The organism is Acidovorax sp. (assembly GCF_022763525.1).
Taxonomy (GTDB): Bacteria; Pseudomonadota; Gammaproteobacteria; order Burkholderiales; family Burkholderiaceae_C; genus Acidovorax.
Window position 1 is genome coordinate 1 of record NZ_JALEGG010000098.1, and the last position, 23,543, is coordinate 23,543.

The window sequence follows — 23,543 nt, forward strand, 5'->3', positions numbered from 1 at the left end:
AAGGTGCTCACCTACCACGTGGTGCCCGCGCGGGTGCTCAAAGCCGAGGTTCCGCTCAATACCGCGATTGCCACCGTCCAAGGGCAGACCTTCACAGTGAACGCCAGCCTTGTGATCACCGATCAGAACCAGCGCACCAGCAACATCACCATGGCCGACGTATTCACGAGCAACGGCGTGATCCACGTGGTGGACAAAGTGATCCTTCCCAAGTAGACCCCGGCGGAGAGAGCCCATGCAACAAAGCCCGGCATGCCGGGCTTTGTTTTTGGAAGCGTTACAGAAGCAGTGCTGCAGCGATGCAGTCGCCGGCAGCGAGATGCGCTAGCGCGCCGCCAGCCCGTCAAAGCAGGTGCGCACCACCAAGTCCACGATTTCCGCGTCGGAGTACTGGCCACTCTCCTTGAGGAAGCTCACCACCGGGTCGCAGGCCCGCGCGTACAAGGTGTAGAGCACCACCACGGGCGGCAGGGTCGGGCTGATCAGGCCCTGGGCCTGGGCCTCGGTGATCCATTCGCCGATCTGGTCGCTCACCGCCACCAGGCCGTTGAGATAGTCCTTGTTGGCCATCAGCACCGCGCGCAGCGTGGAGTTGCGGCTGGGCAGCAAGGGCATCTCGTTCGCCAGCAGGCGCTCCAGCGACCACCGCACCAGCGCGTGGAGCCGCTGCAGCGGCGGCATGTCGGCAGGCAACTCGGCCAAATAGGCCTGCACCCGTGCCAGGATCTGCACCATGGCGGCACTGCACAGCTCTTCCTTGCTGCAGAAATGCTTGTACAGGCTGGCCTTGGCAATGCCCACGGCGTTCGCCACGTCGTCCATGGTCATGGCATCGAAGGCCTTTTCGCCCAGCAGCTGGCAAGTGGCCTGGAGGATGGCGTCCTCTCGGGCCTGGTGCATCTGCTCCTTGAACGAAACCTTGGGTTGCGGCGTTTGCATGCCTCCATTTTATACAACGCGGTAAATTTTCATATGGTTGAGTTGCAATGCAACTACATCGTTCACCATTTGCCGGCCGAGGCCGCGGGGCACCACCGTGCCCGTTGGCAATCTTGTGGTGGCCTATCGCCAAGGCGATGGACATAATCGCGCCGCCATGCCGCTCGACGCCCCCTTGCCCTCGACAACATTCAAGACCGACCAACCTTCGGCGGAGGCGCGTTTCGAGGCGTGGCGCAGCAGCATTTCGGTCGTGTTCGACGTAGCGCCGGTGGACCGCGCACCGCCCGACAACTTCGAAGCCTCAGTCACGGCCCGCCACCTGGGCGCCTTGCTCGTGGGTGATCTGCATTTCGGCCGCCAGCAGTTTGCGCGCAGCGCGGCGCGCGTGGCGCATGACGGCGTCGACCACTACCTGGTGCAGTGGTACCGAAACGGCGGTTTTGTGGGCCAGCGCGACGGTGGCGTGGACTTGGCAGTGCGGGCGGGGGACATCACGGTGTTTGACCTGAGCCGCACGCAGCTGACCTATGCCGACCCGTCCCACGTGCTGTCCATTGTGGTGCCCCGCGAAATCGCAGGCGAGGCTTTTCGCAGCGGCAACAATACCGGTGCCGACCTGCACGGCGCCGTGCTGCGTGGCAATACCGCCCTGGGCGGCCTGCTGCGCGACTACTTCCAGTCGCTGCAGCAACGGCTTCCAGCCGTCACGCTCTCGGAAGCCCCTGCGGTGGTCCAGGCCACGGCCCAGATGCTGGCGGCCTGCCTTCGGCCCTCGGCCGGCACGTTGGCGCAGGCGCAGCCGCAAATCCAGGGCGTGACGCTGGGCCGCATCCGGCATTTCATCGCCCAGAACGCAGCGGCACCGCTGACCCCCGACCTGCTTTGCACGACGTTTGGCATTTCGCGCAGCCAGCTGTACCGGCTGTTCGAACCGCTCGGCGGCGTGGCGCAGTATGTGCAGCACCGGCGCCTGGTGCGCGCCTTCCAGGCGCTTGGAAACCCGGCCAACCGCCGCCTGCGCGTGGCCGAAATCGCCGCGCGCCACGGCTTCACGAGCGAGGCGCATTTCAGCCGCGCCTTTCGCAAAGCTTTTGGCATGACACCCAGCGATGTCCGCGCCACCGCGCAGCGCACCCACCCCGCCCCGCATTCCGCCACCTCGAATGGGGGCGCCCCGCCCCTTTCCGCGGAATACGCCGACTGGCTGCGTGAACTTCAGGCGTAGCCCGTTCACCGCGGCATGAAGCCGGGGTGGGACAACCAGTCAAAACCCCCGGGACCACCGGTCAAGGCGGGGCCCATCCGGCGCCTAGCATCGTGCGCAGCCCTTCTTTCCTTCTTTCTCCTGCCTTGCTCTCGTGACTCGTTCCATGCGCGCTCCTTCTTCACCGTCCTGCACCCCTTCCGGTATCGCTCTGGCCTTGCTGGCTACCGGGGCCACCGTAGTCGCCCCCAGCGCGTGGGCGCAAGGGGCGCCCGTAGGCACCGTGGCCTATGCGCCCCTGGCCGCCGCTGCGGCGGTGCCCACCTTGTCGCAATGGGCTCTGCTCGCCCTGGTGCTGGCAATCACCGGCCTGGGCGGCCATCTGCTGCGCCGCCGAGGGTGGGCCACCCTGCGCGCCCTCGGGCCGGGCCTGCTGGCCGGTGCAGCGCTGCTGTCCACGCCCTGGCCCGGGGAGGTGATGGCCCAGGCCGTGAGCGAGGTCTTGCTCGACAACCCCGCCGGCGGCGTGGCCGACATTCCAGACCATCCCAGCCTGGAAAACCCCTTCATGGACTACCTGCACGAGTACGAGGTGCGCAACGTCACGGGCCGCCCCCAGCGGATCACGGCGGTGAGCGTGACCGCTGCGCACATCCTGCTCGGCTTTGGCAGCGACCAGTGCACCGTCGGGCTGACGCTCGCGCCGATGGAGGTCTGCTACGTCCGGGTGGGCCGGCCGCACTGAGAGCATCTTCCCGGCGCCGCAGCCCGGGCTACGGCGCAAGCGCAGGCGCCTCCAGCGTCTGTGCGGCCGTGGCGGTCAGCGCACCGGAAAGTGCGTCCAGCACCGCCGACTCCAGGTTCCAGCAGTGCCAGTACAGCTGGATGGGCAGCGAGTGGCCGGGGGCCAGGTTCACCAGCGTGCCGTCTGCCAAGGCTTCGCGCGCCATCAACTCCGGCATCACACCCACCGCCCAGCCAGCGGCCACGGCGCGCATCTGCGCCTCGGAGCCGGGCACGAACAGATGGTTGAGCGCCACGCGCTTGAGCCCGAAGGCGCGCGCCACGAACTCGGCCGCCATGTCGTCCTTGCGATTGAACGACAGGAACGACACCTCGCGGAAGTTGTGCGGCGTGAGCCCCTGGGGAAGGCACTGCTGCGCAAAGCTGGCCGACGCAACGGCCACGTAGTGCATCGCCCCCAGCGGCACCATCTTGCAGCCGCGCAGCGCCTGCTTGAGCGTGGTGACGCAGCCCAGCACCTGGCCCGAGCGCAGCCATTCCTGCGTGAAGTCCTGGTCGTCCACGATGATCTCCAACGGCAGGCGCTGGCGCACCAGGTCGTGCAGAGCACCCATGGCCCAGGTGGCGATGCTGTCGGCGTTGATGGCAATGGAGATACGCTCATCCTCCCGAGGGCCGCCCGGCGCACTGGGCGCCAGCTCGTGCAAGTCCCGCTCCAAGTCCGCGCGCAGCAGGCGCAGTTGCTTGGTGTGCTTGAGCAGCAACTGGCCCGCCGACGTGGGCCGCAGCGGCCGGCTGCGCACGATGAGCACCGAGCCCACCTGCGCCTCCAGGGCACGCAGCCGCTGCGAAACGGCCGATTGCGTCACATTCAGGCGCTGGGCGGCGCGCTCGAAGCCGCCCTCCTCGATGATGGCGGCAAGGCATTCGAGGGCGGCGGGGTCGTAGGTACTCATGGCGGGCTCATCAAGGTGCAAGAAGAGGGATTTCGCAGTCGCGCATTAGAACGCCTGATGATTTTGGATGAAGTTTAATTTTGCTTTTAGCCAAAAGCAATGTGGCGCACACTGAGGGACGTTTGCCGCGCCGCTTTTTCCGCTTCTTCCACAGCGTCGCGGGCTCCCCCAGTTCACCAAGAGCTCCACCTATGAAAACCATCGTTCTCGGCGCCGGCATCATCGGCATCAGCACCGCGTGGCACTTGCTTGAGCGAGGCCACGAGGTCATCGTGGTCGACCGGCAGCCCGATGCCGCGCTGGAAACCAGTTTTGCCAACGCGGCGCAGATCTCGGTGAGCTACTGCGAGCCATGGGCCAACCGCGAGGCGCCCCTGAAGGCACTCAAGTGGATGTTCGACAAGGAGGCCCCGCTGCTGTTTCGCCCGCAGCTGGACTGGCAACAGTGGCGGTGGGGCCTGCAGTTCCTTGCGCAGTGCAACGACGCCGCGTTCGAGCGCAATGTGCAGCAGATTGTGGCGCTGGGCGCGTACAGCCACGCCGCGCTCAAGGACCTGGTGAACAGCACGGGCATTGAATACAACCGGCTCGAGCGGGGCATAGCCCACTTCTATACCGACCAGAAATCGTTCGACGATGCCGGCCACGCGGTGGAGGTGATGCGCAAGTTCGGCGTGCAGCGCCGTCTGGTCAGCCGCGACGAGCTGCTCAAGATCGAGCCCGCCTTCAAGGCCTACGGTGACAAGATCACCGGCGGCACCTACACGAACACGGACGAGAGCGGCGACGCCCGCGTGTTCACCCAGGAGCTGGCGCGCCGCTGCGAGGCCCGGGGGGCGCAGTTCCTGTACGGGCACGATGTGCTGCGCCTGAACAAGATTGGCGATGCTATTGATTCAGTAGCTGTTATCGCCCGCCAGCCAAGCGCCGGGGGCCGAAAAGATTTCCTATTGAAAGGCGATGCCGTCGTGGTTGCCTGCGGCTCGTACAGCGCGCCACTGCTGCGCAGTGTGGGCGTGGACCTGCCCATTTACCCCGGCAAGGGGTACAGCGCCACGTTCCCGCTGCTCAAGCCCGAGGGCGCTCCCATGGTGTCCACCATCGACGATGGCAAGAAGATCGCCATGAGCCGCCTGGGCAACTTCCTGCGCGTGGCGGGCACCATCGAACTCAACGGCTGGGACCTGACGCTGGACAGCACGCTGGCCCGCGCGCGCTGCCACATGCTCTCGCGCCGCATCGAGGCCATCCTGCCCGGCGTGTGCGACACCCGCACCCCCGAGGAAGGCGGCGATCCGCAGTACTGGACCGGCCTGCGCCCGGCCACGCCCACCAACATCCCGTTCATCGGCCGCACACGCGTGGGCAAGCTCTGGGTCAACGCGGGCCATGGCACGCTGGGCTGGACGCACGGTGCGGGCTCGGGCAAGGCGCTGGCCGAGCTGATCAGTGGCGAGCAGCCTGCGATGAACTTCCGTTTCCTGGGCGACGACAGCTCGGCACGCCGGGCATCGACGGCGCCGCTGGCCGCCTGAGAAGAAGCACCCTCTTTCCGTGGGGTGCGGAGCGTCGCTCCTCCCCAGCCGCCGCGCAAGGGCATGCCACGGACGCGGGCACTTGAGTTCAGGTCGCCAGCGCCAATCCGCCGTCCACCCGCAGGTTCTGCCCGTTGATGTAGCCAGCCCCTTCCGAAGCCAGGAAGGCAATGGTTGCGGCCACTTCGGCGGCTTGCCCGTACCGCTGCAGGGGCACGGTGGCTCGGCGCTCTTCCCACACGGAGGCGGTGTCGATCCAGCCCGGCAACACGTTGTTCATGCGGATGTTGTGCCGCGAATAGCTGTCCACAAAGATCCGCGTGAACGAAGCCAGCCCGGCGCGCACCAACGCCGCCGTCGGGAACAGCGCGCTCGGGTCCACCGCCCAGGCCGACGACAGGTTCACGATCACGCCACCGCGCTGCGTTTGCATCAACGGGGCCACTAGCCGCGTGGGGCGGACCACGCTGTGCAAGTAGGTGTCCGTCCCTTGCATCCAGCGCTCATCCGCCAAGGACAGCAGCGGCGCGCGCGGTTCGTGTCCGGTGCTGTTGATCAGCACATCGACACGTCCCCAGCGAGCCTGGGCCAGATCCACCAGGCGGCCCAGATCCGCCAGGCACTCGCTGGACCCGGTGACGCCCACGCCGCCGAGCTCCTGAGCCAGGGCCTCGCCCTTGCCTGACGAGGAAAGAATGCCGATGTGAAAACCGGCCGCCGCCAGCCGCCGGGCTGCGGCTGCGGCGATGCCTGTGCCCCCGGCGGTGATAAGCGCTACTTTTTCTACTGCCATGATGATCCTTGGTTGCCGCACACCGGCACCTGGAAATTGTTCCAAAACCATCTTGCTTTGGGCGGTCTGCCAAAACAGCCTTGGTGCTTCGATTCAGTAGAAAATCTACACTCATGATCTCCCCGTTGGGCCCCACGCCCTCTCTCAATGCGCTGCGAGCGTTCGAGGCCGCCAGCCGCCATCTCAACTTTCGCCTGACCGGGCTGGAGCTGGGCGTGACCCAGGGCGCCGTGGCGCAGCAGATCCGTGCGCTGGAGGCGGAGCTGGGCCTCAAGCTGTTTGAGAGGCAGCCGCGCACCCTCGTGTTGACACACAACGGACAGCGCTACGCCACGGACGTGCGGCGCGCGTTCCAGATGCTTGCCACGGCCACCCAGGGCTTGCGGCCGGAGCCCCAGCATGTGACGGTCAGCGTGACGCCGACCTTCGCCACCAAATGGCTCATCCCGCGGCTGGCCGACTACACGCGCCGGCACCCCGGGGTGGACCTGAGGATCCTGGCGACCGAGCGCCTGGCGCACTTTCAGACCGAGGCGGTGGACCTCGCGGTGCGGTACGGCCGCCCGCCTTTCGGCCCGGGGCTTGCGGCGGATCTCCTGTTCGAAGAGTGCCTGGTGGCCGTCGGCAGCCCGCTGCTGCTGCGCCGTTCCGGCGCTCCCGAAACGGTGGGTGACATCGACCGCTACGTGCTGCTGCACGACTCCCAGTCTGCATGGGCCGACTACTTTGCCCACTGCAAGCCGCCAGCGCCCGGGGCGCCGGCCCCCACACCGCAGGCCATCTGGTTCAACCAGACGACGCTCGTGATCGATGCGGCCCTGACCGGCCAAGGGCTCGCGCTGGTGCAGAAGGAGTTCGTGGCGCAGGACCTGTCCGCCGGCCGCCTGGCCAAGGCCTTCGACGAAGAACAGCGCACCGGTGCTGGCTACTACCTGGTGGCTCCGCGCAGGCAACGCGCCCCCGAGGCCGTCGCGGGCGTGAAGGCGTGGCTGCTGGGCCAAGCCGGCGGCTGAACCGCGACGACCGCGTGCCGCAGGATCCGCGGACACGCCGCCACGGGTCTGGGAGGCACCAGTACCATGGCGCCATGACCACGCCCACCGCACCGCACTACCTCTTTCTCACTGCCTCCACCCGCGAGCCAGGCCACCCCGGCAACACCGAATGGCTGGCCCGACAGGCCGCCGCCGCACTGCCTGCCCACACCCCGCAGACCTGGCACCACCTGGCACAAATGCACCTGCCGCCCTTCGTAGACCAGCGGCACACCACCGGTACCTACGCGCCGCCGGAAGGCGACATGCAAACCCTGCTCGACGCCACCCTGGCGGCCACGCACATCGTCTGGGTGGCACCGGTGTACTGGTACAGCATCCCCTCGCCGCTCAAGACCTACCTGGACCACTGGAGCGCGTGGATGCGCGTGCCCGGTGTCGCCTTCAAGGAACGCATGGCGGCCAAGACCTTGTTGCTCATCACCACCAGCGGCGACCGCGCGAAGGCGCAGCCCATGATCGATTCGGTGGTGCTGTGCGCGCAGTTCCTGTCCATGGCCTGGGGCGGGGTGCTGTGGGGCAAGGGCGGCCCGCCGGGCGCGGTGCAAGCGGATGTGGAGGCCGTTGCCCAGGCCCGCACGTTCCTGGCCGATGCCTCCGCCTCAGCGGCCGAGCGCGCGCTGCGCTAGGATCCCTAGCCACTCGTGCAGGGCCACGCTGCTGTCCATCAGCGCCGAGGCGCGGGGCAGCATCCGCTGCCACCGCTGCGACGCCGGGGGCGTGAGGCCCACGGGCGCGGGGATCACTTCGAAGCCCTCGCTCTGGAACAAATGGGCCGCGCGCACCATGTGCCAGCCGTGGGTGACCAGCATGATGCGCTGGACCCCGGCGGCCTTGAGCAGCGGCGCGGACAACCGGGCGTTGTCCTGCGTATCGAGCGCCCGCGGCTCCACCCACCGCACACGCCCTCGGAGTTCGCGCACGGCCACTTCCTTCATCACCTCGGCCTCGGGGCGCGCACCGCCCAGGGCGCCCCCCGTGGCCAGCAGCGGCAGGCCCGTCTGCCGCTGCAGCATGACGGCGTACCGCAGGCGTTCACGCGCCCCACGGGCCAGCGCATCCTGTCCGTTGTCGGGCGCAATGGCGTCGGCACCACCGCCGAGCACCACGATGGCCTGGGCGCGCGCCAGCTGGTCGGGGGTGACGGGCGGGTGCCGCTCCAGGCTGCGCACCAGGGCATCCGAAACGGGGGGCCACGACAGCACGAGCACCGACAGCAAGGAAAGTATCGCCATGCCCAACCCGGTGCGGCGGTGGCGGCGCGCAATCCAAAGCCCCACGAACGCCAACAGGATGCTGAGCACGGGCGGCATCAGCACCGCGGAAACGATCTTCTTGAAAATGAACCAGGACATGGGAGATCGCGATCATGCCGGATCGCGCGAGATCATCGGGGCCGTCAGAGCGCCCCGGGGCAGAACGTTCGAAATGCGCCGCTTTCAGTGCAAGACGCGAGGGCGCGCCAGGAACTCCAGCAGCGCCGCGTCAAAGCGCTCCGGATCTTCCAGTTGCGGCCAGTGGCCGACGTGGGGCAGCCGCAAATGCTCGGCGTCGGGCAGCACCTGGGCGAGGGCCTGCAGGGCGTCGGGCGGGGTGCAGCGGTCGCCCTCGCCTCCCACCAGCAAGGTGGGCAGATGCAGCTGCGACAGCGCCGCGGCGCCGCGGTCGAACGTGGCCAGCGCCTCCAGCGCGCGGCGGTAAGCCCCGGGGAACACCTGCGACAACGCATGCCCCGCCAGGCGCACGCCTTCCGGCAGGGCGCCGGTGCCGATGAACTGCGGCACCAGCGTCTGGGCCAGCTGGTCCATGCTGCCGCCTTCAGCGCGCGCAGCCGCGGGGCAACCCAGTCGTCCAGCGCCTGGCTGTCCAGCGCGGGGCCGCCCGCGCACAGCACCATGCGCCGCACCGCCGCGGGCCTGCGCACCGCCGCCTCCAGCGCCACCATCGCGCCCATGCCATGCCCTACCAACGCCACCGGCCCGCACTGCAGCGCATCCATGAGCGCCAGGCAGCTTTGGGCCAAGCCCTTGAAGGTGTAGGGCTCGATGGGCGCGCTGTGGCCATAGCCCGGCATGTCCCATGCCACGGCACGGTAGCCCGCACTGGCCAGGGTCTCGACCTGGGGAGCGAAGGTGAGGTGGCCGCCGTCGGCATCGTGCAGCATGAGCACGGTGGGGCCGGTGCCCAGCGTGGTGAAGGTAGGGAGGACGGCCATGCGGTAGAAATGGAGGAATAGAAGAGAGGAATGGGAGCGGCAGGCAAGGCGGCAGGAAACCCCGCGCCAGCGGGACAAGGGTTCGCGTCCGATAATAGTTCCATCCCCTCCTGGTGCCCTTGCGCACACCGATTCGTGAACCGTACGCCCCTTCGCCCCGCGCTGGCCCTGCCGCCGAGCTTCTCTTCCCGCGAGTTCCGCAACGCGCTGGGCATGTTTGCCACGGGGGTGACCATTGTGACGGCCCGCACCGCGGCGGGAGACCTGGTCGGGCTCACGGCCAGCTCGTTCAACTCGGTGTCACTGCAGCCGCCGCTGGTGCTGTGGAGCCTGTCGCACGCGGCCAGCTCGCTGGCCACGTTCGCCGATGGTTCGCACTACGCGATCCATGTGCTGGCCGCAGATCAGAAAGACCTGGCCGAGCGCTTTGCCACGCGCGGCATCGACCGCTGGGCGGGGCTCAGCCACCGCCCCGGCATCAGCGGCGCACCGTTGCTGGCAGGCGCGGCCGCCACGTTCGAATGCTTCAACCGCAGCCAGTACCAGGAAGGCGACCACACCATCTTCGTGGGCGAGGTGGAACGCTGCGAGCACCGCGAAGGCGCCTCGCCGCTGCTGTACCACGGGGGCAAGTTCTACACCGAACACCCGCTCTGAACGGCCCATCGGCCGAGCGCAGGCCGCACGCAGCGCAGGTTCCAAGCCCGGTTCAGGCAGGCTCGTGGCAACAGACGCACAGCTTGTTGCCATCGGGGTCGCGAAAGTACGCGCCGTAGTAGTTGGCGTGGTATTCGGGCCGCAGGCCGGGCGGACCTTCGCAGGAGCCGCCGTGGCGCAGGGCCAGTGCATGCACCGCATCCACCGTGGCGCGGTCGGCGGCCAGCAGCGCGTTCATCGCCCCATTGCCAGGGCTTGCGTCCCGCCCATCGAAGGGACGCCCCACCAGGAACAGCGGGCGGGCCACGCCGGGCGTCTGCCAACCGGCCCAGGGCCGGGCGGCCTCTGAAAACCGCAGCACCAGCCCCAGGCGCGCGAGCAGCGGGCCATAGAAGGCCATGGCACGCTCGAAGTCATTCACCCCAACGAATACATGCGAGAGCATGGCAAACGCCTTGGCGATGCGGGCCGTCAGCGCACGGCGTCCGGCAGCTCGATCTTGACTTCGAGCACTTCCAGGTTGTCCTGGCGTTCCAGGTGCACCTTGAGGTCTTCAGGGTTGATCTTGACGTACTTGGAGATCACCGCCACCAGTTCGCGCTGCAGCGCGGGCAGGTAGTCGGGCTCGGAAGCGTTGCGGCCATTGCGCTCGTGCGCCAGGATGATCTGCAGGCGCTCTTTGGCGACGCTGGCGGTTTTTTTCTTCTCGCCAAGAAGGAAGGAGAGGAAAGAGGCCATGGCTTACTTGCTCCCGAACAGGCGCTTGAAGAAGCCTGGCTTTTCCGCATCGATGAAGCGCAGGGGCTTTTCCTGGCCCAGAAAGCGGTCGATCACGTCCTTGTACGCCTCGGACACATCGCTGCCCTGGGCGTGGATGGCGGGCGTGCCTTGGTTGGACGATTGCAGCACGACCTCGGACTCGGGGATCACGCCGATGAGCTTGATGCGCAGGATGTCCTGGATGTCTTCCAGGCTCAGCATCTGCCCGTCCTGCACGCGGCTGGGGTTGTAGCGCGTGATGAGCAGGTGCTCCTTGATCGGCTCGCCGCCTTCGATGGCGCGCTTGGTCTTGCTGCCCAGCATGCCCAGGATGCGGTCGGAGTCGCGCACGCTGGACACCTCGGGGTTGGTCACCAGCAGCGCCTCGTCGGCAAAGTGCATGGCCATCAGCGCACCGCTCTCGATGCCGGCGGGCGAGTCGCAGACGATGTATTCAAAATCCATCGCCGCCAGGTCCTTGAGCACCTTTTCCACGCCGTCTTGCGTCAGCGCATCCTTGTCGCGCGTCTGGCTGGCGGCCAGCACGAACAGGTTGTCGCACTGCTTGTCCTTGATGAGGGCCTGGTTCAGGTTGGCCTCACCGTGGATCACGTTGATGAGGTCGTACACCACGCGGCGCTCGCAGCCCATGATGAGGTCGAGGTTGCGCAGGCCGACGTCGAAGTCGATCACCGCGGTCTTGTGGCCGCGCAGGGCGAGGCCGGTGGCAAAGCTGGCACTGGTGGTGGTCTTGCCCACGCCACCCTTGCCGGAGGTCACGACGACGATTTTGGCCATGTGTTGCTGATTCTCTGTGGGTTGATACGAATGAATGGGGGCTCAGGGGCGGAGAGTTCTTGGCTGGGACAAACGACTCTCACGCTCTCAGGCCAGCGGCTCGATGATGAGCTTCTCGCCTTCGAGCCGCACCTGGGCCGGCTTGCCGCGCACGTCGGCGGGCAGTTCGGTCTCGGTGGTGCGGTAGATGCCTGCGATGGAGACCAGCTGGGGCTCCAGGCAGGTGGAAAAGATGCGGGCTTCGGTGTTGCCCCGTGCACCGGCAATCGCGCGGCCACGCAGCGGGGCATAGACGTGGATGTTGCCGTCGGCAATCACCTCGGCGCCAAAGCTCACCACCGCCATCACCACCAGATCGGCGCCACGCGCATACACCTGCTGGCCCGAGCGCAGGGGCTTGTCGACCACCACGGTGCCGGGACCCGCCACGGGCACTTCGCGCACGACTTCCACCTCGCGGATCACTTCGCGCACCACCTCCTGCACCGCAGCGGCAGGAGCCTCGGCACGGGCAGGCGGCGCGTCGGGTGCTGCGGCCAGCCCTGCCGCGCGCGCGGCCGCCATCTGCGCGGCGCTGCCGCCGCGCACCGCCACGGGCAAGGTGCTGCGGCTGCGCAGCTCGGCCACGATGGCGGCAAAGTCGATGGGTGCCTCGGCCTCGCGCACGGCGGCCAGGTCGATCAGCACGGGGTCGTTGTCGAAAAAGCCCGGGGCATCGGCCACGCGCTCGGCCAGGTCGGCAGCAAACTGCGCGGCGTCGGTGGTCTTGAGCATCACCGCCACCACGGGCAGCGAGGCGCTCTTGAGGTCAAAGCTGGTGCGGGCCTGGGCCGCCGTCGTAAGGGCCATGAATGCAGGGGATGGGATGGGAGCGCAGGAACCAGTCCTGGAAGCCGCAAAGTGTACCGTGGGCTTGCGCGGACACCGCCGAGGCGCCGTTCGCAGCGCTGCCGGAGCGGCTTATGCTGCCTGCGAGCCCCGACCCTCAACATCCCCACGCGCCCTATCCATCCGTGGCCGTGGCTCGGCTCACCACGGCAAAAAGCCGGGCAAGCCCGGCGTGGAATTGCTTTCAGACGCAACGTTCAGTTGCGATCAGCGCGAGCGGGACGGGTGCCTGTGCCACCCGTGCCGGACGTGGTGTCGCTTGCACTGCCCGAGCCCATCGTCGAGCTCGACGAACCCGTGGCGCCGGACGAAGAACCGGACGGCATGGTGCCGCTGGTGGCGCCCGTGCTCCCCGTCGCGCCGGTGCTGCCGGTGGCGCCGGTATTGCCGCCCGGCGTGCCCGTGGTACCCATGGGGGTGTTTTGCGAGCTTTGCTGGCCGGCGCCGGTGGCCGGGTTGGGGCTCGTCGGATTGGGCGGGGTGCTCTGGGCGACGGCAGTGCCTACCACGGCGACAGTGGCCAGGCCCGCGAGCAGCGACTTCAGTGCGTTCTGTGCATTCATTGGGTAACTCCTTGGTCTATGGGGATGGAATAGAAACTCGCCGGCCAAGTCGCCAGCTGCATCCCAGGCTAGGGCCTCCTTTCCAGCGCGGCGTCGTCCCCCGCCCGCTGCCCCTGTCGGACACGGGCGTGCCCTGCCGTGGGCGGCGTGTCGGAAGCCCCGAAAAAACGCGCCACCGGCTGTGTCTCCGGCAACACATAGATCACCGCACCCACGCTTGCCACCGTGGGCCTCAGCACCTTTTCGTAGAACGACACGGGCAGGTTGATGCAGCCAAAGGAGATGCGGTTGTCCCGGGGCGTGGGCGAAGCCAGGCGCTCCAGCCGGCGTTCGGATCGGACGTTGGCCCGCACCCGGTGCATCGACACCGCGGCGCCATAGTCCACCCACACCACATCCTCGCCCTGCGCATTGACGCCCGGCTCCGCCACAAACCGCCCGGCCGGGGTGGTGCGCTCTGCCGGCAGCACTTGCGCCAGGGGCTTGTCGCCAACGCCGGGCACGGTGTGGTCCCCCCGGGCGGAGCCGAGCAAGGCCGGAGCCGCGCTCTGCAAGCGGCCTTGCCTGTCGAACACGAACACCTTGGCTTCCTTCTTGTCGACCACCACCACCGCGCGGTTGCCATGGTCACCAGATCGAAAGGCCCAGTCGGCCACCAGCCGGACATCCGCCGAGGCGGGCTCGCCCCCCAACTGCGCCCCGGCCGCCGCGGCGCCAGCGACTGCCGGAGACATGAAAAGCGCCGGCAGCCCGATCGCGACGGCCAGCCAGGTGACCGCTGGGAGCGCCCCGTGCGGTGCAGCGGCACGGATTCTGAAAGACGGAAACGGCATCAAGAAACTCCTGGAGGTGGATCCACCAGCGGTACGAGCCCATGCACCGCGTTGGCAACCCTCCAGCTGACCCTAGCCGCAATCCGCCCGAAAACCCGCGTATGCGCCCAGTCTGTGCGTGTAGGAGAAATGCCCACACGGCGGCCTGCGCTGCAGCTGGCTTCGATAATCCGGCGCGGCAGGCGCAGGCCTTGCGCGAAATCCCCACCTCCACCCGGACCCCACCCCATGGCCCTCGCCCGCAAGTCCCACCTCGATCCTCTGGCCGTATCGCTGCTGCTGGCCTGCTGCATGTTCTGGGGCTTCCAGCAGGTGCTGGTCAAGGCCACGGTGGGCGAGGTGGCGCCCGTGTTCCAGGCGTTTGTGCGCTTTGCAATCGCCAGCGTGGCGGTGGCGGGGTGGTGCCTGTGGCGCGGGGTGCGCCTGTCGGCCACGGCCGAACCCGCGGGCGCAGCCCGTGCGGGGCTGCTGGCGGGGGCGCTGTTTGCGGGCGAATTTGCCTGCATCTACCTGGGCCTGCAGTACACCACTGCGTCCCGGCTCACGGTGTTTTTGTACGGGTCTCCCTTCTGGGTGGCGCTGCTGCTGCCGCGCTTCATCCCGGGCGAAGGGCTGCGCGGCTGGCAGTGGCTGGGCCTGGCCGCCGCGTTTGCCGGCGTGGGCCTGGCGCTGGGCGACGGGCTGCTAGGGCCCGCCAATGCCGCCCTGCCCCGCGCCTGGCTGGGCGATCTGCTGGGGCCGGCGGCGGGCCTGATGTGGGCGCTGACCACGGTGGTCATCCGCAGCACGCCGCTGGCCGGCGTGGCGCCAGCCAAACAGCTGCTCTACCAGGTGGGCGTGAGCGCCGCGGTGCTGCCGCTGCTGTCGCTGGGTCTGGGCGAGACCTGGTCGCTGCAGCTGAGCGCGTTTGCCTGGGGCTCGCTGCTGGTGCAGGCGCTGATCGGCGCGTTCGCAAGCTACTTGGTGTGGATGTGGATGCTGGCGCACTACCCCGCCACCAAGCTCTCGGTGTTCGTGTTTCTCACGCCCGTGTTCGCCCTGCTGTTTGGCGCCTGGTGGCTGGGCGAGCCGGTGACCCTGGGGCTGGTGGCTGCCCTGGCGCTGGTGGCGGCGGGCATCGTGCTGGTGAACCGGCGGCCGGCCACGGCTTGAGACATCTCAGGGCCAGAATTGCCTGCAGCGCAATATGGACAAGCACAAACAGCTATTTTTTGGATAGCAGCTCAAGCACCGTCCTCGTCAAGCATCCACCGGGCCGTGCCCGAGACCCGGATGGAACTCCCAGGCTCGGGCTTAATTTCAGCCCGAAGGCGCGACCGCATGCCCATGTCCTCGCCCTGCACCACGTCGATCACGCCGCCGTGCGGCCAGCCCAGGTCGCGCAGGTAGCCCGCGAGGGCGGCGGTGGCGGCGCCGGTGGCCGGGTCTTCCAGCACGCCGCCGGAGGCAAACGCGTTGCGGGTGTGCAGCAGCTGGTCGGATTCGGCCACCACCAGGACGATGGTGACCAGGCCCGCGCCCTGCATGAGGCGGCGGCCGGCCTCCAGGTCGTAGCGCATGGCCGTCAGGGCCGCGCGGCTGCGCAGCGCCAGCACCAGATGGTCGGCACCGCCGTGGGCCAGGGCGGGCGGGATGCGGGGGTCCAGGTCTTGCGCCGTGTAGCCGAACAGCGCCAGCGCATCGGCCAGCAACGCGGCCGGCGCGGGTGCGCTGCGCGTGGGCGGCGACTGTAAGGCCGCCTGCACCAAGTCGCCGTGCACGCGCCCTTCCACCGTGATCTGAGCCTGGCTCAGCGACAGGGAGAACACGCCATCGCCCTGCTGCCGTGCCAAGGCCGCGCCCAGCGCAATGGTGGCGTGGCCGCAGAACGGCACTTCGGCCTCCGGCGCGTAGTAGCGCACGCGCCAGCGGCCATCGCCCTCGGGCGCGGCAAATGCGGTTTCAGAAAAACCCAGCTCGGCGGCGATGCGCTGCATTTCGGCGGGCGCGGGCAAGGTGTCGCCGATCCACACGCCGGCCGGGTTGCCGCCCTGGGCGCCATCGGAGAACGCTGCGATCTTTTGAAGAGCCATGGAAGGAGAGGAAATCGGAAGGAGGAAAACGGGGTGCATTGCCGCCCCCCGAGCGCCGCCGCGGCGCGCAGCGCGAATCAGAGCTTGGGGATCTTGATCCGGCTGATCATCAGCGAGCCCGATGCCGCGAACACCAGCACCAGCGGGTGCAGCGTGAAGCCACCGATCAGCACCTTGCCGAACCACAGGTTCTCGCGCACCGCGCCCATCCACGCTGCCAGGGCGAGCAGGCCCACGAGCACGATAGAGGTCGGGATGGGCGTACCCTCGAAGTACTTCACCTTGCCCGTGCCTTCGGACAGCGTTTCGGCCGTGACGTTGTAGCGCGCCAGGCGCGAAACGCCGCACGCCACGAAGTACGCCAGCACGATGCGGTCGTACATGCCCTGCATTCCGCAGCCGTAGGCAATGATGGCTGGGGCCACGCCAAACGAGATCACGTCGGCGAGCGAATCGAGTTCGCGGCCCATGGCCGAGCTTTTCTGGCGCCAGCGGGCAATGCGGCCGTCCAGCACGTCAAAGATCAGCGCGGCCAGGACCAGCGCGGCGGCGAAGTACACATGGCGCACATCGTTCGTCTCCAGGTAGGTCATGGACGAGAACAGCGCGCCCACACCGCACACGGCGTTGCCCAGCGTGAACCAGTCGGCGAGGTGGAACTCGCGGATCATCGAGAAACGTTTGGGGTGCGAGGGGGTTGGTGTCATGGCGAGCTCTCCTGCGTCAGGCTGGGCGATGCAAAGCGGGGTGCGCATTATGGCGGCCCGCGCTGGGCGGGCATCCCCGTAGGGTGACCTCCGGCGCGCTTCGCGTATGTCAGCCGGGGCCGTTTATTGGCGGCGGGCTCAACGGGCTGCTTGGGCGCGCTCGCGCGCAAACGCCACGTACCAGTCCAGGCAGCCGGGGTTGGCCATGGCGTCCTTGTTGACGACCTTCTCCAGCGGCTGGCCCAGCAGCAGCTTCTTGATGGGCAGCTCCTGCTTCTTGCCGCTGAGCGTTCGCGGCACCTCGGCGACGGCAAAGATGTCGTCGGGCACAAAGCGCGGGCTGAGCGCGGTGCGCACCGCGGTGTTGATGCGCGCGCGCAAGGCGTCATCCAGCGCGTGGCCGGGGCGCAGCACGACGAAGAGCGGCATGTAGCTTTCGCGGCCGAGGTATTCCAGGTCCACCACCAGGCTGTCCAGCACCTCGGGCAACGCCTCGACGGCGCTGTAGATCTCGCTCGTGCCCATGCGCAGGCCGTGGCGGTTGATGGTGGCGTCGCTGCGGCCGTAGATGATGCAGCCGCCGTTGGCGCCGATCTTGAGCCAGTCACCGTGGCGCCACACCGCACCCATGCTGGCCGGGCCGTCGCCGCCACCGGGCTGGCGGCCATGGCCGGGCGGGTACATGTCGAAGTAGCTCGACAGGTAGCGGCTGCCGTCCTTGTCGCCCCACAGGTACAGCGGCATCGACGGAATGGGCTGGGCGCACACCAGTTCGCCCACGGCGTCCTGCACGGGGCGGCCCTCGGCGTCCCACGATTCCACGGCCGCGCCCAGCATGCGGCACTGCATCTCGCCGGGCACCTGGGGCAGTTCGCGGTTGCCCCCGATAAAGGCGCCGCAAAAATCCGTGCCGCCCGAAATGTTGTTCCACCAGATATCGGGCGTGCCCAGCGCTGCGAATTGCGCCGTGCCCCACTCCTGCACCTCGGGCGACAGCGGCGAGCCCGTGGTGCCCAGCGCGCGGATGCGCGAGAGGTCGCCATAGTCCGACAGCGTGGTGCCCGCCTTCATGCAGTTGTTGAAAAAGGCCGCGCCCGCGCCAAAGTACGTCAGCTCCGTCTCGGCCGCAAAGCGCCACAGCACGCCCCAGTCGGGGTGCTCCTTGCTTCCGCCGGGGTTGCCGTCAAAGATCACGCAGGTGGTGCCCGACAGCAGGCCCGAGAGCTGCGCGTTCCACATCACCCAGCCCGTGGAGCTGTACCAGTGGTAGCACTCGCCAAAGCTGTTCGCCTCATAGCTGCAGCCGATGTCGTTGTGCAGCACCTTGAGCTGCAGCGCCACCAGCACCGTGCCGCCGTGGCCGTGCACGATGGGCTTGGGCAGCCCCGTGGTGCCGCTGGAGTAGACGATCCACAGCGGGTGGTCAAAGGGCAGCCACAGCGGCTCGAAAGCAGCGGTTTGGGCATCATTTTGGGCTGTAGCGCTTGTCCAAGAAGCGCAACCAGCTATCGAAATAGTAGTGTCCAGGTTGCCCAGCAGCACCACGTGCTGCACGCTGGGCAGGGCGGCGCGCAGCTCGGCCAGCACGCCGGTGCGGTCGTGGTCGCGGCCGCCGTAGGTCACGCCGTCCACGCTGATCAGCACCTTGGGTTCGATCTGGCGGAAGCGGTCCAGCACCGCATGCGTGCCCATATCGGGCGCGCAGATGCTCCACACACCACCGATGCTCACGGTAGCGAGGAAGGCGACCATGGCCTCAGGCACGTTGGGCAGATAGGCGGCCACGCGGTCGCCGGGCAACACGCCCTGGGCCTTGAGGTGCAGCGCGAGCGACGCCACCTGGCGGCGCAGCTCGGGCCAGCTCAGTTCGCGGTGGTTGCCTTTTTCATTGCGGCTGATGATGGCGGGCAGGCCTGCCGCGTGTGCCGCTTCCACGTGCCGCAACGCCTGACGCGCGTAGTTCACCTGCGCGCCAGGGAACCACTGCGCACCGGGCATGGTGTTCTTGGCCAGCACGGCAGTGTGCGGTGTGGGCGACTGGATGTCGAAGTAGTCCCACACGCTCTGCCAGAAGGCATCCAGTTCGGTGGTGGACCAGCGCCACAGGGCATCGTAGCTGTCGAACTCCAAGCCGCGCTGGTCGCGCAGCCAGTCCTGGTACAGGCGGATCTGCGGAACGAAGGGCGGGGGGGTGTGGGGTTTTTTTGTCTCCATGGCGACGCAGCGTAGCAGCGGCGCCCCGTCAGGGCCAGCCGCACAGGTCGCAGGTTTGACATGCAATCGCTGGTGCGACGGCCGTTCCGGAGAAGACGGCGCTGCAAATAATTACATTAATGACAATATCGATTAACCAAATTGTTCATTAAGGCACTCAGTGCGCCGTGGCCAAGGCGCACTGGCGCGGCACAAGCTTCCAACCCGGCTTTCTGCCACCCGGCATGACTTTTGCCGTGAGGGCACTGTGTCTGGCGGCAAGCTGCCGACCCTCTCCATCCTTTAAATGATGAACCACCAGAACAACAACCAGCATTTCGAGGCACGCCGCCGCGTACTCAAAGGTATGGCCGCAGTGCCATTGGCCGGAACCCTCGCAGCGTGTGGGGGCAACCCGAGCGACGTCCACACCAACGCCCCCCTCCCCGGCCCCGCTTCGGCCGACCCGGGCCCTTTGAACTCAAGCCCCGGGGCACTGCCAGAGTCACCAGCTCCCATCGGCACGCCGCCCTCACCTCCGATGCCAGCACCCGCGCCTGGATCTCCGCCCCCGGGTCCTGCGCCCGCGCCGGGCACGCCCCCATCTCCGCCCCCTCCTCCGGCTCCGCCCCCACCACCACCTCCCCCACCTCCGGCTGCGGCTTCGCATCCGGCCCTGTTGCACACCACAGCCGACCTCCAGCGCATGGCCGCCATGGTCGCCACCAGCCAGCAGCCTTGGCTGGGGGGATACAACGTGCTGCTGAATGGCCGCCGCGCCAACCTGAATGCCACGCCATTCCCGCTAGAGGTGGTCATCCGCGGCGTGGCCGGGGCGGAGAACTACGGCGTCATGATCGTGGACATGATGCGCGCCTACCACCTGGCGCTGCGCTGGCACATCTCGGGTGATGAAGCCTATGCCCGCGACGCAGTGAAGTTTCTCAACGCCTGGTCGTCCACGCTGAAGGAACTGGGCGGCAATTCCAATCTGTATCTGTCATCGGGCCTGTATGGCACCCAGTGGGCCAATGCCGCAGAGCTGATGCGCAACTATCCCGGCTGGGCGCAGGACGACCAGGTCCGTTTCAAGGACATGCTGCTCAAGGTCTTCTATTCGCGGGCCCGCGAATTCCTCACCAACCACAACGGCAGCGAAACCCGCAAGGTCACCCACTACTGGGCCAACTGGGATTTGGCCAACTTGTGCGCCGTGTACGCCATTGGCGTGTTCTGCGACCGGCCGGACATCACTGCCTTCGCGGTGAATTACTACAAGAACGGCCGGGGCACAGGGGCCTCCGCCCACCATGTCTACTACCTGCACCCCGGGCACCTGGGCCAGTGGCAGGAAACGCACCGGGACCAGGGCCACTCCACCCTGGGCATCGCGCTGGCGGGCTGCCTGTGCGAAATGGCCTGGAACCAGGGCGAGGACCTCTACGGCTACGCCAACAATCGCCTGCTGGCGGGGGCCGAGTACGTGGCCCGCAACAACCTGAACGACCCGGCCACGATGCCTTTCGTGCCATACACGGGTGTGCATGGCACAGGCCTTGCCGCAGCAGGCACGGGCTCGCGCCGCCCTTGCTTTGAGCGCATCTACCACCACTATGTGAGCCGCAAGGGCCTGTCGGCACCGTGGACGAAAGCGATACTCGACCAGATGCGGCCAGAGCGCATCGATGGCGGCGATGACCCTGGCATGGGCACGTTGCTGTACACGCGCAGCGCAGTCCCGCCCGCGCCGCCCACGGGCCTCACGGCCTTCCTCAGCGGGGGGAAGGTGCTGCTGTCCTGGTGGGGCAGCGCGGACGCCACGCACTATCTGGTGCAGCGTTCCGCCTCCCGCAATGGCCCCTTCACCACCCTGGCCCAGGTCACCGAGCCGCGCACCTACACCGATGGACCGGCCCAGGGCACCTGGCATTACCGCATCAGCGCCGTCACCCCACAGGGCGAGCGCGTGGGCGTCGACGTCGCCCGCGTGGCCACGCCGGGCGAGTTGTGGCTGCACCTGCCGCTGAACGGCAACACCGACGACGCCAGCGGCCACGGGCGGCACGCCAAATTGGTGGGAGGTACGAGCTTCGACACCGGCCGCGGCGGCGGAAACTGCGCGGTGTTCGACGGCAACAACGGCTATGTGGCGCTGCCCGACGGGGCGGTGTCGGCCCTGGGCGACTTCACAGTCGCAGTGTGGGTGCAGGTGGAAACCACCGCCGCCAACACCCGCATCTTCGACTTCGGGTCGGACGATGTGGCCTATGTCGCGCTGACCCCCCGCAGCGGAGAGCAAAAGCTCCACTTTCTGGCGTCGCGCGATCAGTTCTGGCCTGCGCAGCCCTTGTCCGCCGACCCGCTGCCCACGGGCCGCTGGGTGCACGTGGCCGTCACCCTCGCCGGGACGGTGGGCACGCTGTATGTGGACGGCTTGCAGGTTGCCACCCACAACGAGGTCTGGATGAACCCCTACCAGATGGGCCACACCAAGCAGACCTGGCTGGGACGCTCGCAGTACGGCGGGGACCGCTACTTCAAGGGCCGCATGCAAGACTTCCGCATCTACTGCGGCGCACTGTCGGCTACTCAGGTGGCGGACCTGGCCCGTTGATCCCGCAGGCCGGCGCACGCCTCATGGCCTGCGCCGACGCCCCGCCGCCCTCCCTACGTCGGGGGCGTTCGGGGACAGCATCGGGGAATCAAGCGTCAGTCGGTCTGCTCGTTCAGGCTGGTGATCGCATAGCCCTTTTCGCGGATTTGCTGCGCGGGGCGCTCAATGCCGAATTCCTCCCACCGCTCGCTGGTTTCGTCCAGCTCGCGGGCGCTGGCTTCGTCCTGCCAGTCGGTGTTGATGGCCTCCTGCGGGATGGGCTTGCCCTCGGGTACGGCCAGGTGAGAAAACTTGCCATCGGCTTCGGCTCGGCGGTAAATGTCCACGCGCATGGGTGAGTTCCTTGGGGAAGGGGGATTGCGGGAGGTCGGTCCGGCGGGCAGCCCGGCGGACACCCATGCACTGTAGCCCGCCGCGCCAGCGCGTGGCGTAGGAAAAACGCGCCTGCGTCCTGCCCCCCGGCCGCAGGACGCGTCTGACAGCCACGCCGGGCCTTGTCTGGCAAGGCGTTGCGTCGGTGCCGGGCGCAGCGGCGGCCTGGGCTGTGGGCCAATGGGTCTTTTCAGCGACACCCCTTTTCGGAGCGATCGCGCGGCGAACGCTCCCTCGCCACAAGGACCCCCCGTGCAGGCATTGCCCCCCGAAACCACGTTCAACGCGTTCACCGCGCACGATGCATATCTGTTCCGGGAGGGAACCCACGCTCGCCTGTACCAGGCCCTGGGCTGCCATTTGCGGCCGACGGGCGGCGCCGATGTGGCCGTCTGGGCGCCCAATGCGGCGTCGGTATCGGTCATCGGCGACTGGAACGGCTGGCACGGCGAGGCCGACCCGCTGCGCCCCCGCAGCGACGACAGCGGCGTGTGGGAAGGGCATGTGCCGGGCATCGCGCACGGCCAGGCGTACAAGTTCCGCATCGTCACGCAGGCAGGCCACTGGCTGGACAAGGCGGACCCCTTTGCGGTGTATGCCGAGCAGCCCCCCGCCACCGCGTCGCGCGCCTGGTCGCTGGACTACGAATGGAACGACAACGACTGGATGGCCCACCGCGGCCCGCGCAACGCGCTGAATGCGCCCATGTCCATCTACGAGGTGCACACGGGTTCCTGGCGGCGGCGCGATGGCTCGCCGCTGGGATACCGGGAGCTGGCCCATGCACTGGCGGATTACGTGGTGGAGATGGGATTTACCCATGTGGAGCTGATGCCCATCACCGAGCATCCGTTCTATGGCTCGTGGGGCTACCAAACCACCGGCTACTTCGCGCCCACGTCACGCTACGGCACGCCGCAGGATTTCATGTATTTCGTGGACCACCTGCACCAGCGCGGCATTGGCGTGCTGCTCGACTGGGTCCCGTCGCATTTCCCGTCGGACGCCCACGGGCTGGACCGCTTCGACGGCACGCACCTGTACGAACACGCCGACCCGCGCCAGGGCTACCACCCGGAGTGGAACTCCAGCATCTTCAACTACGGCCGGCACGAGGTGCGCAGCTTTCTGGTGTCTTCGGGCCTCTTCTGGCTCGACAAGTACCACCTGGACGGCCTGCGCGTGGACGCGGTGGCGTCCATGCTGTACCTCGACTACGCACGCGAGCACGGCCAGTGGATCCCCAACCGCCACGGCGGGCGCGAAAACCTGGAAGCCATCGAATTCCTGCGGCACCTCAATCGCTCGCTCTACCGCGACCACCCCGACACCGTGAGCATTGCCGAGGAATCCACCGCCTGGCCCATGGTGTCGCGCCCCATCGAGATGAACGGCCTGGGCTTTGGCATGAAGTGGAACATGGGCTGGATGCACGACTGCCTGGCGTACATGAAGGAAGACCCGATCCACCGCCGCTACCACCACCACAAGCTCACGTTCTCGATGGTCTATGCCTTCAACGAAAACTTCGTGCTGCCGCTCTCGCACGACGAGGTGGTGTACGGCAAGGGGTCGCTCATCAACAAAATGCCGGGGGATGACTGGCAGCAGTTTGCCAACCTGCGCGCACTGTTCGGGCTGAT

Annotated in this window: 25 protein-coding genes and 1 pseudogene; 10 read left to right on the forward strand and 16 right to left on the reverse strand. The window is 67.7% G+C overall.

Annotated elements, in window-relative coordinates:
- Nucleotides 1–216: fasciclin domain-containing protein (locus MRY84_RS07665; protein WP_291505141.1), on the forward strand; the 216-nt coding region annotated here is incomplete at its 5' end.
- Nucleotides 217–324: 108 nt separating this feature from the next.
- Here MRY84_RS07665 and MRY84_RS07670 read toward each other — a convergent pair.
- Nucleotides 325–939, reverse strand: coding sequence for a TetR/AcrR family transcriptional regulator (locus tag MRY84_RS07670; RefSeq protein ID WP_291505142.1), 615 nt, complete (start codon nt 937–939; stop codon nt 325–327).
- A gap of 157 nt (nt 940–1,096) precedes the next feature.
- Between MRY84_RS07670 and MRY84_RS07675 the strand changes: the two genes are divergently transcribed.
- Nucleotides 1,097–2,167, forward strand: coding sequence for a helix-turn-helix domain-containing protein (locus MRY84_RS07675; RefSeq protein WP_291505143.1), 1,071 nt, complete (start codon nt 1,097–1,099; stop codon nt 2,165–2,167).
- 145 nt (nt 2,168–2,312) lie between these two features.
- A complete protein-coding gene (locus MRY84_RS07680) occupies nt 2,313–2,891 on the forward strand; it encodes a midcut-by-XrtH protein (protein WP_291505144.1) in 579 nt (192 codons plus the stop codon).
- Between the two features lie 28 nt (nt 2,892–2,919).
- Here the strand turns inward: MRY84_RS07680 and MRY84_RS07685 are convergent, their stop codons facing one another.
- Nucleotides 2,920–3,846, reverse strand: a complete 927-nt coding sequence (locus MRY84_RS07685) for a LysR family transcriptional regulator ArgP (protein WP_291505145.1) — start codon at nt 3,844–3,846, stop codon at nt 2,920–2,922.
- Between the two features lie 191 nt (nt 3,847–4,037).
- Between MRY84_RS07685 and MRY84_RS07690 the strand changes: the two genes are divergently transcribed.
- The gene (locus MRY84_RS07690) at nt 4,038–5,381 is read left to right on the forward strand and encodes a D-amino acid dehydrogenase (RefSeq protein ID WP_291505146.1); all 1,344 of its coding nucleotides are present in this window, start codon (nt 4,038–4,040) and stop codon (nt 5,379–5,381) included.
- An 88-nt stretch (nt 5,382–5,469) separates the two neighbouring features.
- Here the strand turns inward: MRY84_RS07690 and MRY84_RS07695 are convergent, their stop codons facing one another.
- Nucleotides 5,470–6,174, reverse strand: a complete 705-nt coding sequence (locus MRY84_RS07695; RefSeq protein WP_291505147.1) for an SDR family oxidoreductase — start codon at nt 6,172–6,174, stop codon at nt 5,470–5,472.
- Between the two features lie 113 nt (nt 6,175–6,287).
- Here MRY84_RS07695 and MRY84_RS07700 point away from each other — a divergent pair, with 113 nt between their 5' ends.
- Both MRY84_RS07700 and MRY84_RS07705 read left to right on the forward strand, forming a co-directional pair.
- Nucleotides 6,288–7,187 (forward strand): LysR substrate-binding domain-containing protein, encoded by a 900-nt coding sequence (locus MRY84_RS07700; protein ID WP_291505148.1) that lies wholly within the window; start codon nt 6,288–6,290, stop codon nt 7,185–7,187.
- A gap of 74 nt (nt 7,188–7,261) precedes the next feature.
- Nucleotides 7,262–7,858, forward strand: coding sequence for an NAD(P)H-dependent oxidoreductase (locus MRY84_RS07705; RefSeq protein WP_291505149.1), 597 nt, complete (start codon nt 7,262–7,264; stop codon nt 7,856–7,858).
- Here MRY84_RS07705 and MRY84_RS07710 read toward each other — a convergent pair.
- From MRY84_RS07710 to MRY84_RS23155, 3 genes and pseudogenes are all read right to left on the reverse strand, one after another.
- The gene (locus MRY84_RS07710) at nt 7,832–8,584 is read right to left on the reverse strand and encodes a YdcF family protein (protein WP_291505150.1); all 753 of its coding nucleotides are present in this window, start codon (nt 8,582–8,584) and stop codon (nt 7,832–7,834) included. The two genes, MRY84_RS07705 and MRY84_RS07710, sit on opposite strands and share 27 nt — an antisense overlap.
- A gap of 84 nt (nt 8,585–8,668) precedes the next feature.
- A complete protein-coding gene (locus MRY84_RS23150) occupies nt 8,669–9,037 on the reverse strand; it encodes an alpha/beta fold hydrolase (RefSeq protein ID WP_363317500.1) in 369 nt (122 codons plus the stop codon).
- Nucleotides 8,956–9,444: pseudogene (locus MRY84_RS23155) on the reverse strand (alpha/beta hydrolase); the annotation flags it as partial. The pseudogene MRY84_RS23155 and the gene MRY84_RS23150, both read right to left, overlap by 82 nt.
- 135 nt (nt 9,445–9,579) lie before the next feature.
- Here MRY84_RS23155 and MRY84_RS07720 point away from each other — a divergent pair.
- Complete coding sequence (locus MRY84_RS07720; RefSeq protein ID WP_291505151.1) at nt 9,580–10,101, forward strand: flavin reductase family protein; 522 nt, start codon at nt 9,580–9,582, stop codon at nt 10,099–10,101.
- A gap of 52 nt (nt 10,102–10,153) precedes the next feature.
- Here the strand turns inward: MRY84_RS07720 and MRY84_RS07725 are convergent, their stop codons facing one another.
- The 6 genes from MRY84_RS07725 to MRY84_RS07750 all read right to left on the reverse strand — a co-directional run bounded on the left by MRY84_RS07725 (nt 10,154) and on the right by MRY84_RS07750 (nt 13,843).
- Nucleotides 10,154–10,546: a VOC family protein gene (locus tag MRY84_RS07725; RefSeq protein ID WP_291505152.1), complete on the reverse strand. Its 393-nt coding sequence runs from the start codon at nt 10,544–10,546 to the stop codon at nt 10,154–10,156.
- A gap of 26 nt (nt 10,547–10,572) precedes the next feature.
- Nucleotides 10,573–10,839, reverse strand: a complete 267-nt coding sequence (minE, locus tag MRY84_RS07730) for a cell division topological specificity factor MinE (protein WP_142149490.1) — start codon at nt 10,837–10,839, stop codon at nt 10,573–10,575.
- A 3-nt stretch (nt 10,840–10,842) separates the two neighbouring features.
- Nucleotides 10,843–11,658 (reverse strand): septum site-determining protein MinD, encoded by an 816-nt coding sequence (minD, locus tag MRY84_RS07735; RefSeq protein ID WP_142149492.1) that lies wholly within the window; start codon nt 11,656–11,658, stop codon nt 10,843–10,845.
- Between the two features lie 87 nt (nt 11,659–11,745).
- Entirely contained in the window at nt 11,746–12,507 is a 762-nt protein-coding gene (minC, locus tag MRY84_RS07740) for a septum site-determining protein MinC (RefSeq protein WP_291505153.1), read from the reverse strand.
- Between the two features lie 236 nt (nt 12,508–12,743).
- Nucleotides 12,744–13,109, reverse strand: a complete 366-nt coding sequence (locus MRY84_RS07745; protein WP_291505154.1) for a proteophosphoglycan ppg4 — start codon at nt 13,107–13,109, stop codon at nt 12,744–12,746.
- A gap of 68 nt (nt 13,110–13,177) precedes the next feature.
- Entirely contained in the window at nt 13,178–13,843 is a 666-nt protein-coding gene (locus MRY84_RS07750; protein WP_291505155.1) for a hypothetical protein, read from the reverse strand.
- Between the two features lie 327 nt (nt 13,844–14,170).
- On the opposite strand from MRY84_RS07750, the gene MRY84_RS07755 reads away from it, so the two are divergent.
- Entirely contained in the window at nt 14,171–15,094 is a 924-nt protein-coding gene (locus MRY84_RS07755) for a DMT family transporter (protein ID WP_291505156.1), read from the forward strand.
- A gap of 71 nt (nt 15,095–15,165) precedes the next feature.
- On the opposite strand, the gene MRY84_RS07760 is transcribed toward MRY84_RS07755, so the two are convergent.
- From MRY84_RS07760 to MRY84_RS07770, 3 genes are all read right to left on the reverse strand, one after another.
- Nucleotides 15,166–16,014, reverse strand: a complete 849-nt coding sequence (locus MRY84_RS07760; protein WP_291505157.1) for a PhzF family phenazine biosynthesis protein — start codon at nt 16,012–16,014, stop codon at nt 15,166–15,168.
- 77 nt (nt 16,015–16,091) lie between these two features.
- Nucleotides 16,092–16,721, reverse strand: a complete 630-nt coding sequence (gene pssA, locus MRY84_RS07765) for a CDP-diacylglycerol--serine O-phosphatidyltransferase (RefSeq protein ID WP_291505158.1) — start codon at nt 16,719–16,721, stop codon at nt 16,092–16,094.
- A 138-nt stretch (nt 16,722–16,859) separates the two neighbouring features.
- Nucleotides 16,860–18,935, reverse strand: a complete 2,076-nt coding sequence (locus tag MRY84_RS07770; RefSeq protein WP_291505159.1) for an acetoacetate--CoA ligase — start codon at nt 18,933–18,935, stop codon at nt 16,860–16,862.
- 658 nt (nt 18,936–19,593) lie between these two features.
- Between MRY84_RS07770 and MRY84_RS07775 the strand changes: the two genes are divergently transcribed.
- Nucleotides 19,594–21,528, forward strand: a complete 1,935-nt coding sequence (locus tag MRY84_RS07775; RefSeq protein WP_291505160.1) for a LamG-like jellyroll fold domain-containing protein — start codon at nt 19,594–19,596, stop codon at nt 21,526–21,528.
- 95 nt (nt 21,529–21,623) lie between these two features.
- Here the strand turns inward: MRY84_RS07775 and MRY84_RS07780 are convergent, their stop codons facing one another.
- Nucleotides 21,624–21,860, reverse strand: coding sequence for a DUF6139 family protein (locus MRY84_RS07780; protein WP_291505161.1), 237 nt, complete (start codon nt 21,858–21,860; stop codon nt 21,624–21,626).
- A gap of 292 nt (nt 21,861–22,152) precedes the next feature.
- Here MRY84_RS07780 and glgB point away from each other — a divergent pair.
- The coding region (gene glgB, locus MRY84_RS07785) for a 1,4-alpha-glucan branching protein GlgB (RefSeq protein WP_291505162.1) at nt 22,153–23,543 on the forward strand (1,391 nt) is incomplete at its 3' end.

What these genes read in the sequence shown, in the direction of transcription:
- MRY84_RS07670 (WP_291505142.1), bottom strand. Translation starts at nt 939, where the DNA reads ATGCAAACGCCGCAACCCAAGGTTTCGTTCAAGGAGCAGATGCACCAG.
- MRY84_RS07675 (WP_291505143.1), top strand. Translation starts at nt 1,097, where the DNA reads ATGCCGCTCGACGCCCCCTTGCCCTCGACAACATTCAAGACCGACCAA.
- MRY84_RS07680 (WP_291505144.1), top strand. Translation starts at nt 2,313, where the DNA reads ATGCGCGCTCCTTCTTCACCGTCCTGCACCCCTTCCGGTATCGCTCTG.
- MRY84_RS07685 (WP_291505145.1), bottom strand. Translation starts at nt 3,846, where the DNA reads ATGAGTACCTACGACCCCGCCGCCCTCGAATGCCTTGCCGCCATCATC.
- MRY84_RS07690 (WP_291505146.1), top strand. Translation starts at nt 4,038, where the DNA reads ATGAAAACCATCGTTCTCGGCGCCGGCATCATCGGCATCAGCACCGCG.
- MRY84_RS07695 (WP_291505147.1), bottom strand. Translation starts at nt 6,174, where the DNA reads ATGGCAGTAGAAAAAGTAGCGCTTATCACCGCCGGGGGCACAGGCATC.
- MRY84_RS07700 (WP_291505148.1), top strand. Translation starts at nt 6,288, where the DNA reads ATGATCTCCCCGTTGGGCCCCACGCCCTCTCTCAATGCGCTGCGAGCG.
- MRY84_RS07705 (WP_291505149.1), top strand. Translation starts at nt 7,262, where the DNA reads ATGACCACGCCCACCGCACCGCACTACCTCTTTCTCACTGCCTCCACC.
- MRY84_RS07710 (WP_291505150.1), bottom strand. Translation starts at nt 8,584, where the DNA reads ATGTCCTGGTTCATTTTCAAGAAGATCGTTTCCGCGGTGCTGATGCCG.
- MRY84_RS23150 (WP_363317500.1), bottom strand. Translation starts at nt 9,037, where the DNA reads ATGGACCAGCTGGCCCAGACGCTGGTGCCGCAGTTCATCGGCACCGGC.
- MRY84_RS07725 (WP_291505152.1), bottom strand. Translation starts at nt 10,546, where the DNA reads ATGCTCTCGCATGTATTCGTTGGGGTGAATGACTTCGAGCGTGCCATG.
- minE (WP_142149490.1), bottom strand. Translation starts at nt 10,839, where the DNA reads ATGGCCTCTTTCCTCTCCTTCCTTCTTGGCGAGAAGAAAAAAACCGCC.
- minD (WP_142149492.1), bottom strand. Translation starts at nt 11,658, where the DNA reads ATGGCCAAAATCGTCGTCGTGACCTCCGGCAAGGGTGGCGTGGGCAAG.
- minC (WP_291505153.1), bottom strand. Translation starts at nt 12,507, where the DNA reads ATGGCCCTTACGACGGCGGCCCAGGCCCGCACCAGCTTTGACCTCAAG.
- MRY84_RS07745 (WP_291505154.1), bottom strand. Translation starts at nt 13,109, where the DNA reads ATGAATGCACAGAACGCACTGAAGTCGCTGCTCGCGGGCCTGGCCACT.
- MRY84_RS07750 (WP_291505155.1), bottom strand. Translation starts at nt 13,843, where the DNA reads ATGTCTCCGGCAGTCGCTGGCGCCGCGGCGGCCGGGGCGCAGTTGGGG.
- MRY84_RS07755 (WP_291505156.1), top strand. Translation starts at nt 14,171, where the DNA reads ATGGCCCTCGCCCGCAAGTCCCACCTCGATCCTCTGGCCGTATCGCTG.
- MRY84_RS07760 (WP_291505157.1), bottom strand. Translation starts at nt 16,014, where the DNA reads ATGGCTCTTCAAAAGATCGCAGCGTTCTCCGATGGCGCCCAGGGCGGC.
- pssA (WP_291505158.1), bottom strand. Translation starts at nt 16,721, where the DNA reads ATGACACCAACCCCCTCGCACCCCAAACGTTTCTCGATGATCCGCGAG.
- MRY84_RS07770 (WP_291505159.1), bottom strand. Translation starts at nt 18,935, where the DNA reads ATGGAGACAAAAAAACCCCACACCCCCCCGCCCTTCGTTCCGCAGATC.
- MRY84_RS07780 (WP_291505161.1), bottom strand. Translation starts at nt 21,860, where the DNA reads ATGCGCGTGGACATTTACCGCCGAGCCGAAGCCGATGGCAAGTTTTCT.